Here is a 17,243-nt window from a genome sequence, read left to right as displayed (position 1 = left end):
AACACGTCATCGATAGGAAACGATGTCTAGTCCAATAGATGAACGGTCATCCGCTGAGTCGCAGGCGCTGGTCGACCGGGCGCGACTACTTGTCCCACTGTTGAGGGACAACGCGGCAGCTGCGGAACGTGATCGACGGCTGACCCCCGAAGTTGTGGATGCGCTACGCACAGCGGGCCTGTTCCGAATGAGCGTGCCCAGGTCACTGGGTGGTGAGGATCTCTCAATACGCGAACAGGCTAGGGTCATCCTCGAAGTCGGTCGTGGATGTGCGTCCGCAGGCTGGCTGGTCGGTATCACCGGCGTGGTCGATGCACTTCTCCCTCTCTTGCCACTGGACGGTGTCGAAGACATGTTGTCCACGACACCGGACATCTTCGTATGCAACAACGGCGGAAATCACAATGCGACGGCGACCGTCGTCGATGCCGGCTACCGAGTGACGGGACGGTTCCCCACAGTCTCCGGTTGCGAGATCGGTGACTGGATGCTCCTGGTTACTGTTCCCGTCGTTGTCGACGGAGTAGACAGTGGCGAGGTGGTATCGATGATCGCGCCACTTGCTGCGGCCGACATCGAGCACACCTGGGACGTAGCAGGCATGCTCGGGACTGGCAGTCACACGGTCAGATTCGACGACGAATTCGTCCCCGAGCACCGCGTAATCCGGCACCCGGTCGATGCTGTCGAGGGTATGCTCAACCTTCCCAAGCCTGAGAAGTTCATCGGTCTGGCTCATCGTACGATTGCAGCGCTGGTGGGAGCCGCGTATGGCGCTCTCGATACCGTGCAAACGATGCTCGCCAAAGGCAAGCCGCTCACCGACACGATCTATAGCTCAGCTGTGGAATCCCCCCTCACACGCCACTGGTTGGCAGAGGCCGATCACTTGCTCGATGCAGCCACCGGGCATCTGCTGTGTTCGGCTGACCTGATCGACGCCGCCTTCACCGCGGACGCCATGACACGGGCAGAGCGCACCCGTGCTCGTCGGCATATGACGGCCGCGATAGATCGGTCCCGCGAAGCGATCTTGTTGCTGCTAGATCTGGGTGGGACCAGCGGGTTCGCCGCTAGCAACCCGTTGCAGCGATATTGGCGCGATTTCGAAACCGGTAGTCACCATGCCCATTTCAACAAGCTCGTCAGTATCGAGGACTACACACGCGCCCTCCTGCGAATCGACCCTGCGGTGTCGATAGTGCAATAGTTGTGTCGCTGCCGGATGGCTACCGGCCACTGGTGGGTGGGAGGCTCAGTCAGATGTCGGCAAACACGGGTAGGAGTGTGACGGGGGCGATCCCGCGCACTGCAGATGCACAGGGCTGCGAATTGCCTCGGCGCCAGGCGAGGAACATCTTGTGTATGGGCAACTGTACCCTCAGCAGGTAAGGAGGCCGGATCGTGAACGCGACTACCGGAAAAACGAACTCGGCGAATCCCGGACTGCTTTCCGGCGTTTTGGTAGCAGACTTCTCCAGAGCACTCGCTGGCCCCTATGCGTCCATGATGCTGGCCGATCTGGGTGCTGACGTCATCAAGGTCGAAAGCCCCGAAGGAGACGAGACGCGCGCGTGGAAGCCTCCTGTCCGCGGTGATACTGCGACGTACTACCTCGGGGTAAATCGCGGCAAACGGTCGATCGCCTTGGACTTGCGGGACGAGGATGACCGCGCTGCTGCGAAAGAGCTGGTCAGCCGTGCCGACGTCCTGATCGAGAACTTCAAGCCGGGCGGCATGGCCCGATTCGGGCTCGATTTCGAGACGGTGAGCGCCGACAATCCTGGCATCGTGTACGCCTCGATCAGCGGATTCGGCACCGACGCTGGGGCGCACGTGCCGGGCTATGATCTAGTGGTGCAGGCGATTTCGGGCTTGATGAGTCTGACCGGTGAGCCGGGTGACAAGGCTTATCGCAGCGGAATGTCGGTGTTTGACGTGATGGCGGGCAACCATGCCACAATCGGTGTCCTTGCCGCGCTCAGGCATCGAGACACCTACGGCACAGGGCAACATGTTGAAGTCAACCTCCTGTCTTCCGCTCTGTCCGGATTGGTGAACCACAGCTCCGCTTATGTTGCAGGGGGTGTCGTCCCGTCACGGATGGGAAACGCCCACCCGAGTGTCTTCCCATATGAACCTCTACCGACAGCCGACTCCGATCTCATTATCGCTGCGGCCAACGACCGCCAGTTTCGCAAGCTGTGTAATGTGCTGGGCATTCCGGCCATCGCAGACAGCCCTAGGTTCGCACGAAATGTCGACCGCACCGCAAACCGTGACGAGCTTCGGGTGATTCTTGTCGAGCGGCTAGCCGAACGTAGCGCTCACGAGTGGTTCGAGTTGCTCGTCGAGGCAGGCGTGCCCAGCGGCCCCATAAACACGATCGCAGCTGGGTTCGCGATGGCCGAGAAGTTTGGTCTAGACCCGATTGTGTCGGTCGGCGAGGGTGAGCGGGCTGTGCCGTCCACACGGCATCCGATTCGGTTCTCGGCGTCGCCAGCCCGCTATGAATTGGCGCCGCCTGAGTTGAACGAACACGGAACCGAGATCCGGGGTTGGCTGGCAGGGACACGGCAGGAGTGCTCTGGGTGATTGCGGTCCGCACCAGACCGACCGAACGCCTTGTGCGAAGGGTCGACCGAGGCCCGTGCGACTTCTCGGACTGAGGCTTCGGTTTTCCGGAGGCGGCACGCGCGTCCGACACTCCTTGTCGACTGCTCCCTCGTGCCCGTGAGCCAGTTGTCCCCTGCCCTGACTGGAACGCTCCCGTGTCGGCGACTTCGGTAGAGCTCGCTGTCCGCCCATGCTCCGTACGTTTGACGTATTCGATTCCTTCCACAGTTCGAAGTCGTATCCCGATCGGACGTCGATTCCCTGCGGAGCGCATACTCGATACGCATGCCGGAACGCGTTTGGAAACGCTGCGCAAATTTCGTTCTGCCGAGCTATGTTCTCGCGCATTGTGTTTCATGTACAGAGGTTTTACGAGAGGTGTACTGTTATCCAGTTGTTGTGATTCTCGCCCTTAGTGCTGGATATGGTGTCGGAATGCACGTGCCGTTTGTCTGCAACTCCAACCTCTGCCGCTCGGTGATCGCCGAACGGCTCACCGAGCGTTCGCTGCGGACAAACCCCGGCCCGGGTTGACAGCCGAGAGCGCGGGAACGCGTGCGCTGGTCGGCATTCCGCCGGAAACTCTTGCCTCGGACGTCATCGTCGGCCTCGGTGCTGACACCGCCGGATTCGAGGCCCGCAAACTCAAGCCCGAGATGGTCGATCTCGCCGATCTGGTGCTCGTGATGTCCGAATCGCTGTGGGGGCAAGTTGGCAAACTGGCCTTCGGGGCGGCCTCGCGCACCTACATCCTCGGCGAGGCTCATCGCATCGCCAAGATCATCGGCGCGAAATTCATTGCCGCGCTGCATCGGCCCGTAACGATCTGGCCTACGTCGGCTGGGCGGACATCGCCGACTCCATCGGCCAGTCTCCCTTGCGTTCCTCGAAGTTGGCGACCGCATCGCAGAATTGCTGTTCCCGGTGCTGTTTGCGCCGTCCCCGTACGAAGCGCCCAAGTTCTCCGCGGACGACAGGTGCCGGCGTAGTGATTGAACCCGCACGGCCCGGCCCCTTTTTGGCGTTCCTGGCCGCCCCGCGCAGATGCTGACCCTGGCCAGTGCGCAGACGCCCCTCGCTCGTAACGGTAGGCTGTCAATCGGGGCCTGCTCGAGGTGCTGATCAGTCGGGAAGGCGACGACGCACGGCTCGCCTGCCAGCGTTCGCGGATGGACTCCGCGATTGTGGAGCTCTTCGCGTGAGCGCAGGCGGCGGGCGAGCTCAGGGTTGACGCTGCACCCGGCGACTTCGCCGCCCTCAATCACATGGTCGGCTCGATGGCGGAGTTCAGCTACCGGGTTGCCCCAGGCGCGTGGTGCGGTACCTCGCCGTCATTTTGGACGGACTCCGTGACGCGCGATTTGTCCGCTCACCTCTGCCCGGGTCTGCGCTGTCGGAGCGGCAGCTCGAGTGTGCCAGGGAGTTTGTCTAGGGCGCCGCGGCTGACAAGTGATGTAGCACGCAACTGGCGGGCTCGGCGTCGCTGGGGGTTGAGGCGGTGATCGCAAGCGGACGTCCGCGGGTGATTCGGCATGGCTTTCTCTCTGGCGCCCACCGAAGCTGTTGTCGGAGTGTGCGGTTTGGGGCGAGTCGGCTCTCCATGGTGGACCAGCCTGCTACGGGATCTGATCGCGGCTTGGATGATCGCGAGCTACCAATCCGCGTAAGTATCGCACAGCCGCGGAGCGTGAACGGCGCTGGTGTCCGGAAGTTTGCTTCAAGCTGCCCGATCAGCATCGGAGCCGTTGGGCGATCTTCGAGAAGATTGCTGCGGGACTCCATCGCCGCCGCGGGTACGGCTCGAATCCGTGCGGTGTCTAGGCACCCTCCGTGGTGTGTGCCCACCGCCTCAATCGTGAGTGTCTCGGGTCACAAACTGACCGATTGACCGTTGTGGTCAGTAGGATTTTAGGCATGATTCAAATCCAAGAGGGCAGGGTATTGGTTGTCGGAATGGGCGTGAGCGGTCTCGCGACCGCGGGCAGGTTGCGGAAGGCGGGATGGAGCGTCGTGCTGGTGGAGCGATCCCCGGAACGCCGTTCAGGTGGGTATTTCGTGGCGTTGTTCGGTGCGGGTCAGGCGGCTGCGCGTCGGCTTGGGATGATCGAGCACCTCCACGACCGTGCCTCGTCGGCCGACGCCGTAAGTCTCGACCGGGCCGGTCGGATCCGCCCGGGAAGGTCGTATTCGGATCTGCCGACCAAACCTTGGCTCATGCTCCGCGGCGACGTGGAAACAGCGGCATTCGAGGTGTTGCAAACCGATGTGGAGATCCGGTATGCGACGGTTCCGACCGAGATCTATCAGGACGCCGACGGGGTCACAGTAACCTTGTACAACGCGACATCGGGGACGTCGACCACCGAGCGGTTCGACCTCGTCGTCGGGGCCGATGGAGTGCGTTCCACCGTGCGATCGCTGGTGTTCGGTCCACACGAGCGATTTCTCAAGCGGCTGGGGTACATGGTCGCCGCATTCGAATGCCGCGACGGGGTTCCAGGGGTAGCTGAGGATCAAGGCGCGAGTCTTCTGGAACCACACCGGTCGATGTTGCTGTTCGCTTTCGCCGATCACCATCCGACGATGCTGCTGAGCTACCGAACCGATGACGTGGACGCGGAGTTCGATCGCCCGCCCGTCGAGAGCGTGCGGGCCGCATTCGGCCCACAGGCGCCCGGCAGCGTTCTGACTGCTGCCTTCGAGGAGATGGACAGAACCAACACCGTGCTGTTCGACTCCGCCGAGCAGGTTTGCATGGCGACGTGGCACAAGGGCCGGGTCGTTCTGTTGGGTGATGCTGCGTGGTGTGTGAGTCTCTACGCTGGCATGGGCGTGTCTGCAGGGCTGGCCGGTGCCGACCTGCTCGGCGGCATGCTCGAACGTCACAGGGGTGACATCGCCACGGCGCTAAACGAATGGGAGCAGGGCTTGCGCCCGTATATCACCCACTACCAAGAGAATATCGCCGCAGACCGGAGGATCTTCATCGTGGACAATCGGCTGCAGATCCTGCTTCGCCGACTGCTGCCGACGATCAGCAAAACCCGACTCGGGCGCCACGTAGCCGACAAAATCATGCGGGTGGAGGAACTCTTCGAGTACAAAGGAGCCGATATCGTCGGGAAGATTCTGGGCGAGCCGCCTACCCCGATCCCCGAGAAAGCGACGTCCGATGCCTGATTTACCAGAAGAGAGCTCTAGCAGGGCCGCCCGCATCCTAGCTGCCGCGGGCGAGCTGCTCCTCGCTCGCGGCAGTAAGGGTGTCACCGTCGCTGACGTCGCCGCTCGCGCGCACGTGGGCAAGGGCACCGTCTATCTGTACTGGAGAACCAAGGAAGATCTGCTCCTTGGCCTGATCGGCCGCGACTTCTTGGCGCTCGCCGATGAAGTGACGGCCCTGGTCTCCGTCGATCCTGAGATCGCACGACCGTCGCGCCTCTGCCCGAGCATGCTCTGCATCGCCGCCGAGCACCCCTTCATCGCTGCGCTGCAACACTCGGACAACGATCTGCTCGGTATTCTGGCGGCGGATCCTCGCTCGGCGAGGCTGTTGGAAATTTTGGGTCCCGACGCAGTCATCCGCGCGATACTTCCAATATGGCGTGACAGTGGACTGGCGCGCACCGATTGGCCGCTCGATGATCAGGTTATCGCATTACAAGCGCTGACTACCGGGTTCGTCGTGGCCTACAAAGCAACACCTCGGCCACCGGTGCAGGACCTGACTCGTGTGTTCGCGGCCGCTGTCACGTCGCTGCTCGGTTCGGAGATCTCCACGCCCCAGCAATTGCGCACAACCGCGAACGGCGTCCGAGCATTGATCGCTGAGCACCGAGCTGGGGTCTTGAACCTCATCGATGAGCAAGTGTCCGTGTGAGCGGCTACGAAAAGTCAGTCGCGCGATAGAGCGCTGTCGGCGGAATAGCGTCACCACTGGACGTTGTGGCACTCGCGTCGAGCCTGAGACGGTCGTCTGTAGTGGTGACGACGCGGCACGGCCGGTCTACGTGACGTGATCGTCGCGCCTCGCGGGCGCGTCGCCTGGTCGTAGTGCGAAGGACCGTAGAGCCGTACCGTCGAAGTGAGTACCATCAAGCGCACTAGGTCTGCTTCAGGCTCATGACAGGTGTCCGTCGATTGCCGGAATCCCGCGGACAGCAAGGAAATAGGCTCACCGCTACCACGCGGAGGCTTAGCAGGGTTGGTTGACCGCAGCTCACGGCCCGCCGCACAACCGACCAGAACACCGTCCGATGTAGTGCGATGAATTATCTCACTGCTGGTGCAGCGACCGGGCCGGTCCGGATCGCTGGCCATCTCGCGATGCTGGCCTTGACCGTGCACGCGGTACCTGGTGCCAGATCAACCGTTTGGGCAGTATCGACTGTGTCGGCGACGAATCACTGCGCTGCTGCTACGAGCCGTGGACCGGGACCCGCGGTGCCACCCAACCCGGACCAGGCGCCCCGCAGCCGGTCGACAAGACCGCCCTGGGCGCCATCTACAACCCCGAGGTGACCGGCGAAGACTGCTTCACCCTTGAGATCTGGACCCCGGACCCCGGCGCGGCCGCGCTGCCGGTGCTGGTGCACATCCATGGTGGCGGCTACATGTACGGCACCGGAGCATCACCGCTCTACAGCAGGCGAAGCTTCGCCCGCGACGGAGTGGTACACGTCGGCATCAACTGCCGCCTTGGGATCGAGGGCTTCCTCGACCTCGGTGAAGGTACCGACAACCTGGGCCCGCGCGACCAGACCGCAGCGGGGCCTCGTCATTTGCGCGACACCAGCGCCCTACTCGAAGCGGCCTGGAGCGACTGGCTCTTCCGCGTTCCGACGATCCGGTTCGCCGAAACCCGCGACGCCCCGACATGGCTGGCTGTATGAGTTTCGGTGGCAAGCCGAAACCCGTGCACCACGCCGCGGTGCCGTCCACGGGCTCGACGCTGCCTTCGTCTGGGATACCGTCGACGTGGTCAGCGGGGTCGGTACGAGGGGTTCCAACAGATGGGAGCCGAGCCGCCGCAGGAGCTCGCCGATACTTTGCACGCTGCCTGGGTGCGCTTCGCTTGCACCGGCACCCTGGTTGGGCGCGTTACCGCCAACCCGAACGCCCAACGATGCTGTTCGACACCGTCAGTCGCGTTGAGTCCGATCCCGCCGGTGCCGAGCGCCGCCTGTGGGAGGGCCGCGTACTGCGTACCCAATAGCGGTGGCGCCGCGTCTGCGGTGAGCACCCGTCGAATCCATTCAACCAGTGGTTTGTGCAGGCCAGAGGAGGTGAATCAGCAAGAACCGTGGCGGGCTTAGCAGCGCTGCTAAGTCGTGAATCCGCGCCACACCTCGCCGAAGGCTCGAGGCACCCAGGGTGCCGACAGCCGACGTCGTGAACACTGGCCGGAGATCGGCACGCGGCGTTGACCGTGGTGGTGCCAGTTTGATCCTCACATGGGCGAATGGGTCGAACACGACATCTTAACGTGACTACGGCCCTCGGTGCGAGCGCGGGCCGTTCTCACAAGCATCAAAGTCGTCGAGGACCGCTGAAGGGGCAGCGCGATCCGGTGGGTGACGGGCGGATTGACCAGCCATCTCGCCGTCACCGAGGGCCCCGAAGATCCGCCTCGACGAGCTCACCTCACTGGTTCGGGGCGACCGGAAGGCGGCTGGTACAGATCACCGATAGTCTGTGGCCGAGCCGCTGTGTAGTGAGGGGAGAGTCGTGGAACCCACCGACGCGTTCGGCCAGGACGAGATGGGCCCTCCCGCGCCGCGGCCGTGTGTGAGTTGTCCGTACCGGCGTGATGTCCCCAGTGGCGTGTGGGACTTCACCGAGTACGAGAAGCTACGTGCCTACGACGGCGACTTGGGTGTGCAGGCGCCTCACTTGTTCCAGTGTCACCAGAGCGACGCGGACTCCAGCATGCGGCGGATGTGTGCCGGTTGGGTTGGTTGCCATGGAGGACGTGGGTTGTTGGCTTTGCGCCTTGCGCTGATTCAGAAGCGTATCAGCCCGCACACGTTCGAACAGACGCAGGGATACGAGTCGCCGGTGCCGTTGTTCGCTTCGGGTGCGGAGGCTGCCGAGCATGGCCAGCGCGACGTCGACGAGCCCGGGCTGGACGCTGTGTTGACGATCCGTAAGGTTGCTCGAAGGCGTAGTGACCTGAGCATGTCCGAGTCTGATAGCTCGAAGGCAAGAGTTGGCGACCGGTAGCTGCTTTGGTTCCGTTGAGGCCAGGTTCGTCGCGTGTTCGAGGCCGGCTGCGGTCGTGAGGTTGTTGGTTGACGATTGTGGTGTTGTTCGAAAGTGAACGTAATTCGGTCGATTGCTGTGTGAACATGCAGGTCAATTAGTGTGCTCCCCGCGCGAGCGGGGATGAGCCACCGGACCGTGCCGCCGTCTTTCGACGAGGTGACGTGCTCCCCGCGCGAGCGGGGATGAGCCCCGATCGTGCCAGGGTTCGCGCGCGGTGGTGGCGTGCTCCCCGCGCGAGCGGGGATGTGCCCGCCAGGCGCCCGGCCACGGCCCCGAGTGCTCCCCGCGCGAGCGGGGATGAGCCGCGATCTCGCCCCGGTTCGCCACGAGGACCTTGGTGCTCCCCGCGCGAGCGGTGATTCGTCCCAGAACTTAGGGGCGCAACAACGTGTGCCTCGAATCAAAGCAATTCCGTGGATGCACGGATGTCAACTATCCCAGCGGGACACGCTGAAGTTCACCAGCGCACTGGCAGGCGCGCTCGGCCTGGGATCCATCGCCGCGGGCACCGTGGCGCAGTGCGATCCTTTCATCCAGCAGTTGTAACGTGCTTCGTCCGCGAACGGGGGACAAGCCCGAACCGTCAGGCTGAGAGTTGACCTCGCCGCGGCGCCCTTGTGCCACCGGGGTACGCCCGTCGATACGGGCGACGGCACCGCTCGCAGACTGCTTGTGTCGGAGGCCGGCTAACCGTCGCGCACCGTGTGCGTCTTTGCTAAGCGCAGTCGGTCTGATTTCTAACGGCCCCACAGAAACTCCACAGTTTTGGCCGGAATTAACGCGAAGTTGTGAGAACTGTCGGGGATGTTCGCTTCGCGAAAGATGCTGCTAGCAGGCAGTGCTGGGAACTGACGAGCATTATCGAGGCAACCGGAACGCTCGCGAGGTGGTCGCAGGTTCAAATCCTGTCAGCCTGACAGTGAAAACCCTCTCTGACCTGGGTCGGAGGGGGTTTCTCTGTTTCGGAGATTTGACGTTTCGGCCAAGTCCCACAGAAACCCCACGTTCTTGAACTCCGCGGCCTGCCGAGAGGATGCGGGTAGTCGGCCTCGCAACATCTGTCGGCGTAGCCAGCGGAACCCGTTTCGCGCCTCACTCCGAGGGCTCGTCGGTCTGGAACCGACGCTGCCTGCGCCGTCGTGTTGGCGCGGCTCGCATGATTGAGCCGCTGACCCGACTAAGTTTGCGAGTGCCCCGCGACGTGTGCGGCGTGTGGGTGCACGGGGAAGGTTCGCCTCGATCGCTTGCTCCGGTCGAGGCGAACCGCATCGAGCCGGCGGTGAAACGACCACCCTTGCGACGAGCACGGCCAAGATGATGCCGCCGCGATGGACCCGATCTCAGAATCTCGTCGCCGCGCGAGGACTACGCCCCACCTCTTACGCTCAGCGCCCTGCCGGCTGCCGCGATCGGCACAAGCCATCGCGGCTACCCTCGGGGTAGCGCGAACAAGCCCAGCCGCCCGCCGAGCAGTCGCAGCGCGAGGGCACGGCGATCAGACTGTGCTCAAGTTGCTTGCCGCCTGTCCTGGCCTTCATGATGTTTGCGGTGCTGGCGCTGTTCGTCGGGCATCCGGACGTGGGACTCGGCGACCTGAGCGGTCCCGGACCGATCGTGCTGGTTCTCGTCCTCGTCGGCACCGTGGTGCTGGGAAATCTGTTCCCCCGCAAGGTTCCTTCCTGCCCGGGATGCGGTATTACGCCGGTAACTGGGACACCTCGCTGTGGTGCATGAAACCGTCGGCGTCAGAGAAGCTCGAGCGGAGCATCGTCTCGATCCCGAGCATGCCCGCCGCGCAACGCGAGAAGTTCTTCGGCAGCGCGGAGAACGCGCAGATGCACCTCTACATGGGCTACGCCTTCCACGGATTCAACACCCACGGCCGGGCGATGTTCACCCTGGCCCACCGCGCCATGGCGGGCGGCACGAAGACGACTATGTGCTCATCGACGGTGAAACCCTGTGCAGCACCGCGATCGGATGGAACTTCGGGGACGGGCACATGCACAACAAACAGCTCGTGGCGGCCCTGCAGAAACGGTGCCGCTTCGAACGCGGCGAGGTTCGCATCGCGTTGATCGACGGGCAGCCGATCCACCGGCAACACCAGCGGTACCGTCTCGTCGACGCGGCCACCGGGGAATTCGAGACCGGCTATTTGAACGTGGCGGACATGGTGATCCGGCAACCCTGGGACGACGACGTACCGGTGCACATCGACGTGCCGACCGGCTCACCGGCGCGCTGACCCCGGGCGCATCGGCGGCGACAGTACTCTTGCGCCAAGGGGTTTCGCCGTAGCCGGGGGGCGCTGGTGCGCACACACGGATGGTCGGGCGATGCGGCGCTGACCGATGCCGAGGCCGTCGAGGGATCCTGGCGGTCGCCCGCCGGGTCATCGGCGAGCGTGGCGACAAGATGCGCATCGCCGACATCGCCCGTGAACTCGGTGTGCCCCGGCAAACTGTGTATCGGTACTTTCCCAGCACGGAATCGATGTTGCAGCGCACCGCCATCGAGGAGATGGGGCCTTATCTCGACGATCTGGCCGCCCATGTGCAGGGCATTCACGATCCGGCCGAGGCGGTGGCGGAGGGCATCGCCCATGTGCTCGAACAGCTCCCGAAGCAGAAGTATCTGGGACTGCTGATCCCGCCCGGTCGCCCGGGGGCCAGCTCCGCCGGGATCACTTCCGATGCGGCTTTCGCGTTCGGTCGTCAGCTCCTCTAGCGATACGAGGTGGTTTGGGCGGCAGGAGGTTTCGACGAGGCCGCGCTGGACGGGCTGGTTGAATTCATCCTGCGCGCAGCGCAATCCTTCGTGATCGATCCCGGCCGCCCGCCCCGGCACGGCGAAAATCTGCGGGCGTTCCTGAGGGAATGGGTGGGACCGGCCGTGGCCGCCCGCGCGCTGCGGTGATCATGGTGCCAGCGCGGTCCGCAGCGCGTGGCACTGGCTTGCGAAGAAGCGCTGGGACACAGGGGCATTGGGTGCGATCATGTCGAACGCGTGGAACGCTCCGGTCGCGATTTCGGTGTGGGTCGGCACGTTTGCTGCCCGGAGCCGCTCGCCGTAGGCCACGGACTCCGGATAGAAAAGATCGAGCGTGCCGACTCCGATCCATGCCGTCGGCAATCCTTCGAGGTCTGTCCTGCGAGCCGGTGAGGCGTGCGCCGGATCCGATCCATTCAGGTAGCAGCGCCAAGCGATCTGGTTGTCTTGTCCCGACCACATGATCCGGGCGCGGGAGTCGGGGGTGGTTCCGGTCCTGTCGTCGAGCATGGGATACGTCATCAGCTGCAGCACCGGTGTGATGTCGGCGCGCTCGCGTGCCAGCAGGGCGAGGGCCGCGGTGAGGCCGCCACCGGCGCTGGCTCCGCCGATGGCGATACGAGCTGGGTCGATCCATGATTGGCGAGCCAGCCAGCGCAGGGCCTCGTAGCAGTCCAGCAACGGGGTCGGGTAGGGATGTTCGGGCGCGAGCCGATGGTCGACGGCCACTACGGTGATATCGCAGTGGTCGGCCAGTCGTCGGCAGTGCTTGTCTTCCTGGGCGGCGCTGCCCATGACGGTTCCGCCGCCATGGATCCACAGCAGCGCCGGTCCGGAGCCTGCTCGACCGGCGGGGCGGTGTATCCGCACGGTCACATCCGGATTGACCCTTGCGATGGAGATCCGGGGTAGTTCCCCGATTCGGCCGGCGAGTCCCATGATCACCCGAGGCACCGTCAGTCCGCGGTGCAGTGCGGATCCAGTTGGCAGGAAACGTGCGACGTGGCGCAGGGCCGGGTCCACCCCGGACATCTTCGACGGGGATCCGATCATGACAACGTTGTCTTCCTGAGCGCGATCGGTCATCGGGCGAGGTACTCGATGATCGATCGATTGATGTGCCGCGGCTGGTCGAGATGCAGGAAATGCCCTGCGGCGGGCACGATCTCGTGCCGGCTGCCGGTGGGGAGGCGTTCGGCGCTGAACGCGGCGAGACGGGCGTCGAGGGCGCCGTCGGTCGCACCGTGCAGAACCAGGATCGGCATACGGGCCGGTTGCGTACGCCAGCTGCGGTGCAAGGTCCGGTAGGGCGTGGGCTGGCGGCGGGGTTGGAACTGGAAGCGATAGTAGGACAGCGCCGCCGTACGATGGGCGTGGTCGGGCAGTGCGGCCCATACCCTTTCGACATCTTCGGTGACGTCGTAGCCCTCGGGGCACCAGTCGCGCCAGAGTTTCGGAATGAGGCGTCCGAGGGCGCGTTCGGAGACTCCGGGGATTTGCTGAAACAGCACATACCAGCTTTGCCGGGTCTGCGCGGGGAGCCGTCGCAGCAGCCGCGGCGGCATGCGGTTCCGGAAGCCGTGCAGCACCGGTATTCCTAGGGCGGCAACCTTCGTGAACGGCGAATCCGGGTGGGCGGCCAGGGCGACGGCGGTGAACCCGCCCCAATCGTGGCCGATGAGAACGGCATCGGAGCCGCCGCCGAGACAACGGTGGAGTTCGATGGCGTCGAACATCAGCGCGCCGATGTGATAGTCGCCGTCCTCTGGGATGGCGGTCGGGGCGTAGCCCCGGGTGAACGGCGCGACCACCCGGTAGCCTTGCTCGGCCAGCTCGGGACCCAGATGCCGCCACGTCCACGCGGTGTCGGGGTATCCGTGCAGGCACACGGCGAGCCGCCCGTCCGGCGGTCCCCACGCCAGCGCGGAGACCTTCAGGTGCGGCAGGTCGATGGTGAGGACTTCCGGTTCAGTAGGCACTGCGCAGGAAGCTCCCGGTGCGGACCGAGCCGAGCGCCTCGGTGGGTTTGCCGTCGGCGACGACCTGCCGACCGTTGACGAACACGGCAGCGACCGCCTCGTCGTTGCGGTTGACCATGCGCACCATCCCGTCGTACGGCTCGGCGGCCTCCTCGGCGTACGCCTCGACCGACTCGTCCAGGTGCGCTGGGTCGAGAATGGACAGGTCCGCGCGATCGCCCACCCGCAGGTGCCCGGCATCGAGGCCGTACCAATCGGCCAGCTCTCCCGAAAGCCGGTGCACCGCACGGTCGACGGTCATGAACGGGGCGCCTGCTGCCTCGGCTTCGATCACGCGCTTGAGCAGGCGCAGGCCCATGTTGTAGAAGGCCATGTTGCGCATGTGCGCCCCGGCATCGGAGAACCCCATCTGGACGTATCGGTCCTTGGAGAGCTTGTCGAGCACCTGCGGCCGGTGGTTGGAGATGGTGGTGCGCCAGCGCACCGCCCGGCCGTGCTCGACGACCAGATCCAGGAACGCGTCGACCGGATGCAATCCGCCGCGTTCGATTCCGACCTGCCCGAACGACTTCCCGATCACCGAAGGGTCGGGGCAGTCGACGATTTCGGCGTCGAAGAAGTCGCGATGCCAGACCTTGATCCCGAACTTCGCGTCGTAGTCCTTGCGGAACCGCCGCCGATAGGTCTCGTCCTTGAGCAGCTCGTCGCGTTCGACGCAGTCCGACAGGTGCAGAGCCTCCTCGCCGGAACCGAACTCCTCGAAGATCACGAAGTCGATGCCGTCGGCGTATACGGTGAACGGCACCGGCAGATGCTGGAATCGGAAATTGCCGCCGAACAGGTTCGCCACGGTCGAAAGCGCTTTGAGCACATACACACCCGAGGGGTTGGACTTGGAGTCCGCGGCGGCGAGCATGCTGGTCTTGAGCGGCTTGCGGAACCATCCGGTGGCGTGCAGGGCGTGGGCGAGCAGGTCGGCGGGGCGCTTGATATCGGGTGCGGTCTGCACCACCGCGCCCCGGCGGCGCACCTGATCTCTGAGCTTGCGGAATTCGCGGGGTTTGGCGTAGGTCGACGGGACGGTGCGTGAGCGGCAGCGGTCGCCGTCGAGCTTGTCGAAGCGCAGGTTCATCATTGACAAACCGACGAATCCGGCATCCAGGGCCTCGTCGAGCATGCGCTGCATCCGGGCCAGTTCGTCGGGGCTCGGTGTGACCTTCTTGTCGGTCGCCCGATCCAAACCCATTGTCGCCGTGCGCATATCGGAGTGGCCCAGGAACGCGCACACATTGGGACCCAGTGGCAGGGACTCGAGCGCGGCGATGTATTCCTCGCAGTTCGTCCACGTCTTGTGCTGCTCCATCGCTTTCACGACGTGCTCGCGCGGGATCGCCTCGACCCGGCCGAACAGATCGCCGGCATCGATGGGATCAACGTGAACCGTCGACAGCGAGCAGGACCCCATCGCCACCGTGGTCACCCCGTGCCGGGTCGACTCCTCTAGGCCCGCGCCCTTCCACAGCTCCACGTCGTAGTGGGTGTGCACATCGATGAACCCTGGAACCACCCAGCGTCCGGTCGCGTCGATGACCTGCGGGCATCCGGTCGCGTCGAGTTCCTCGGCGGTCACGGCGGTGACGCGGCCGTCCTTGATGCCGAGGTTGCGGATCGCGGAGGGCGCGCCGGTGCCGTCGAACCAACGGCCTTGGCGGATGATCGTGTCGAAGGCCATGAGAGCTTTCCTCCTCGGTTTCTCGAAAGCCGCGCGAGCCAGGCGGCGGTGCCAGCCTTCCAGCCGAGCGGTGAGACGTATTGTGAAAGCATCTCACGCGGAGCCTCTCGTATCAACGGGATCACGGGAATCGTTCGGCGCGAACATTGCTCGGCAGCCCGCCGGTGCAGGTCCGGCTGGCGGCTAAGTCCCTGGTAGCATGACCGATTGCGCTGCGACGCCGGGTCGCCGAGCGAGGGTGGGAGGCAGGTTTCGTGGTAGGCGATGTCCGTAGCAGGCTGATAGCCGCCACGGCCGAGATCATCGACCAGCGTGGCCCGCTGGCCGTGCGTATCGATGAGGTCGCCGAGCTCGCCGGATGTTCGCGAGCGACGGTCTACCGCCATGTCTCGGACAAAGATGAGCTGGTCCGCGAGGTTCTCATGACCCGCACCGCGGTGATGGCCGGGATCGTGGCACATCAGATCGAGCACATCGCCGACCCTCTCGACCGCATTGCGCAAGGGATGCTGCTGTTCAGTGACGCGCTGCGTTCCGAACACTGGTTCAAGGCATTGCAGGCGCACGGCGGCGGGGGACCGTCCGCGATGGCGCGGGTCGGCGGTGGCCTCGAAGCGATGACCGCCGCGCTCACCCCCATGCTCGAAGCGCTGCTGCGCGACAATGCCGAGGCCGGCTACCTGTACGACGACATCGTCGCCCACGACGCGATCGAATGGCTGATCGGCATCCAATTGAGCCTGCTTGAGCCGCATTTCCAGCATCCGCGCGAGCATCGGCTCGCCATGCTCAAGCGCTACGCGATCTTCCCCCTGATCAAGCCTCGCGCCGAATAGCGTTGCCACCGCGCTCGGCTGCCCTGGCATCTTCGCGCGTTTGCCTGTGTTGACACCTCCGCTCTTGACAGCGCACCCTCCTGCCGACACTCTGTTGAGACAGAAATGAGAAACGTCGCAGATGGTTCGGTCCGGGCCACGCGGCGGTGAGCGGGAGGACTGTTGTGAGCACCCTGAAGGTACGGAAACCACCGTTCACGTTCGAACCGGACAGCACGCCGTTCCTGTGGCAGCCTGCCAACCCCGACTTCTCCGAACTGTGCAACGCGATGAGCTTCGCCGCTCCGGCCTTCGAGCGGTACATCGTCATGGCGATCCAGCAGGCCGCGCCGCGGTTGAAAGGCACCCCGATGGAGCGGGAGGCCAAGGACTTCCTGCAACAGGAGGCGCAACACGCACGCATGCATCGTCGTCACGTCGCCTGCCTGGTGAAGCAGCACCCGATGCTCGCCCAGACTCAAGCCAAGATCGACCAGGCGTACTCCGATCTGTTCGAGAGCGAGTCCCTCGAATTCCACCTGGCCTACATGGCCGATATCGAAGCGACCTTCACGCCCCTGTTCGGGACGATGCTCAACAACGAACCGGCGCTGTTTCGAGGCGGCGCGGATCATGTTGCGTCGCTGTTCATCTGGCACTTCATGGAAGAGATCGAACACCGGTCCTCGGCGTTCGCCATCTATGAGGCCGCCGTCGGACGGCCGTGGGAGCGCACGCGCCAGATGCCCAAGGCAATGCGCCACATCATGATGGTGATGCAGATGATCGCCGACGACTTCAGCAAGTACATCCCCGCAGCCGATCGCGGCGGCGCGAGTGACACCTCACGGGGATTCGTCGGGACCCAGGCGTTCCGGGACATCCCCAGGCGGCAGCAGCTGCGCATACTGTACCGGATCATGCTGTCCCAGCTACCTTTCCACCGCCCTGACCGGCAGCCGATTCCGCAATTCACCGCCGAGTGGTACGGCGCGGAGTCCGAGGGCCGCGACATTACCCGCTGGTATGCCACCGCGCAGCAGCCTCGATAGCGGAAAAATTGGACGA

At 64.4% G+C, this 17,243-nt stretch carries 12 protein-coding genes and 2 pseudogenes; 11 read left to right on the top strand and 3 right to left on the bottom strand.

Annotated elements, in window-relative coordinates:
* Positions 1 to 22: 22 nt before the first annotated feature.
* From QH270_RS17050 to QH270_RS17010, 9 genes and pseudogenes are all read left to right on the top strand, one after another.
* Entirely contained in the window at positions 23 to 1,210 is a 1,188-nt protein-coding gene (locus tag QH270_RS17050; protein WP_280343251.1) for an acyl-CoA dehydrogenase family protein, read from the top strand.
* Positions 1,211 to 1,404: 194 nt separating this feature from the next.
* Entirely contained in the window at positions 1,405 to 2,595 is a 1,191-nt protein-coding gene (locus QH270_RS17045; protein WP_280343246.1) for a CaiB/BaiF CoA transferase family protein, read from the top strand.
* A 551-nt stretch (positions 2,596 to 3,146) separates the two neighbouring features.
* Positions 3,147 to 3,605, top strand: coding sequence for a hypothetical protein (locus tag QH270_RS17040; protein WP_280343243.1), 459 nt, complete (start codon positions 3,147 to 3,149; stop codon positions 3,603 to 3,605).
* 925 nt (positions 3,606 to 4,530) lie between these two features.
* A complete protein-coding gene (locus QH270_RS17035; RefSeq protein ID WP_280343238.1) occupies positions 4,531 to 5,796 on the top strand; it encodes an FAD-dependent monooxygenase in 1,266 nt (421 codons plus the stop codon).
* Positions 5,789 to 6,493: a TetR/AcrR family transcriptional regulator gene (locus tag QH270_RS17030; protein WP_280343235.1), complete on the top strand. Its 705-nt coding sequence runs from the start codon at positions 5,789 to 5,791 to the stop codon at positions 6,491 to 6,493. Before QH270_RS17035 ends, QH270_RS17030 begins: the two co-directional genes overlap by 8 nt.
* 493 nt (positions 6,494 to 6,986) lie before the next feature.
* Positions 6,987 to 7,505 (top strand): carboxylesterase family protein, encoded by a 519-nt coding sequence (locus tag QH270_RS17025; RefSeq protein ID WP_280343233.1) that lies wholly within the window; start codon positions 6,987 to 6,989, stop codon positions 7,503 to 7,505.
* A gap of 835 nt (positions 7,506 to 8,340) precedes the next feature.
* The gene (locus QH270_RS17020) at positions 8,341 to 8,835 is read left to right on the top strand and encodes a DUF6283 family protein (RefSeq protein WP_280343230.1); all 495 of its coding nucleotides are present in this window, start codon (positions 8,341 to 8,343) and stop codon (positions 8,833 to 8,835) included.
* 1,575 nt (positions 8,836 to 10,410) lie between these two features.
* A pseudogene (locus tag QH270_RS17015) lies at positions 10,411 to 11,125 on the top strand (DUF3556 domain-containing protein); the annotation flags it as partial.
* Positions 11,126 to 11,191: 66 nt separating this feature from the next.
* Positions 11,192 to 11,796, top strand: a pseudogene (locus tag QH270_RS17010) (TetR/AcrR family transcriptional regulator).
* Here the strand turns inward: QH270_RS17010 and QH270_RS17005 are convergent.
* The 3 genes from QH270_RS17005 to QH270_RS16995 are packed head-to-tail and all read right to left on the bottom strand — an operon-like array spanning position 11,797 to position 15,360.
* Positions 11,797 to 12,702: an alpha/beta hydrolase gene (locus tag QH270_RS17005; RefSeq protein WP_280343305.1), complete on the bottom strand. Its 906-nt coding sequence runs from the start codon at positions 12,700 to 12,702 to the stop codon at positions 11,797 to 11,799.
* A 29-nt stretch (positions 12,703 to 12,731) separates the two neighbouring features.
* Positions 12,732 to 13,628, bottom strand: a complete 897-nt coding sequence (locus QH270_RS17000; protein WP_280343228.1) for an alpha/beta fold hydrolase — start codon at positions 13,626 to 13,628, stop codon at positions 12,732 to 12,734.
* Positions 13,618 to 15,360 carry an N-acyl-D-amino-acid deacylase family protein gene (locus QH270_RS16995; RefSeq protein WP_280343225.1) on the bottom strand — a complete coding sequence of 581 codons (1,743 nt, stop codon included), beginning with the start codon at positions 15,358 to 15,360 and terminating at the stop codon, positions 13,618 to 13,620. The genes QH270_RS17000 and QH270_RS16995 overlap by 11 nt, the downstream gene beginning before the upstream one ends.
* Positions 15,361 to 15,614: 254 nt before the next feature.
* On the opposite strand from QH270_RS16995, the gene QH270_RS16990 reads away from it, so the two are divergent.
* Positions 15,615 to 16,196 carry a TetR/AcrR family transcriptional regulator gene (locus tag QH270_RS16990; RefSeq protein ID WP_280343223.1) on the top strand — a complete coding sequence of 194 codons (582 nt, stop codon included), beginning with the start codon at positions 15,615 to 15,617 and terminating at the stop codon, positions 16,194 to 16,196.
* A gap of 164 nt (positions 16,197 to 16,360) precedes the next feature.
* Positions 16,361 to 17,227 carry a metal-dependent hydrolase gene (locus QH270_RS16985; protein WP_280343220.1) on the top strand — a complete coding sequence of 289 codons (867 nt, stop codon included), beginning with the start codon at positions 16,361 to 16,363 and terminating at the stop codon, positions 17,225 to 17,227.
* Positions 17,228 to 17,243: the final 16 nt, after the last annotated feature.

The organism is Nocardia neocaledoniensis, assembly GCF_029868625.1.
In the GTDB taxonomy this organism is placed as follows: Bacteria; Actinomycetota; Actinomycetes; order Mycobacteriales; family Mycobacteriaceae; genus Nocardia; species Nocardia neocaledoniensis_A.
Note: the sequence above shows the minus strand (reverse complement) of the source record. Positions and strands in the feature narration are given on the sequence as shown.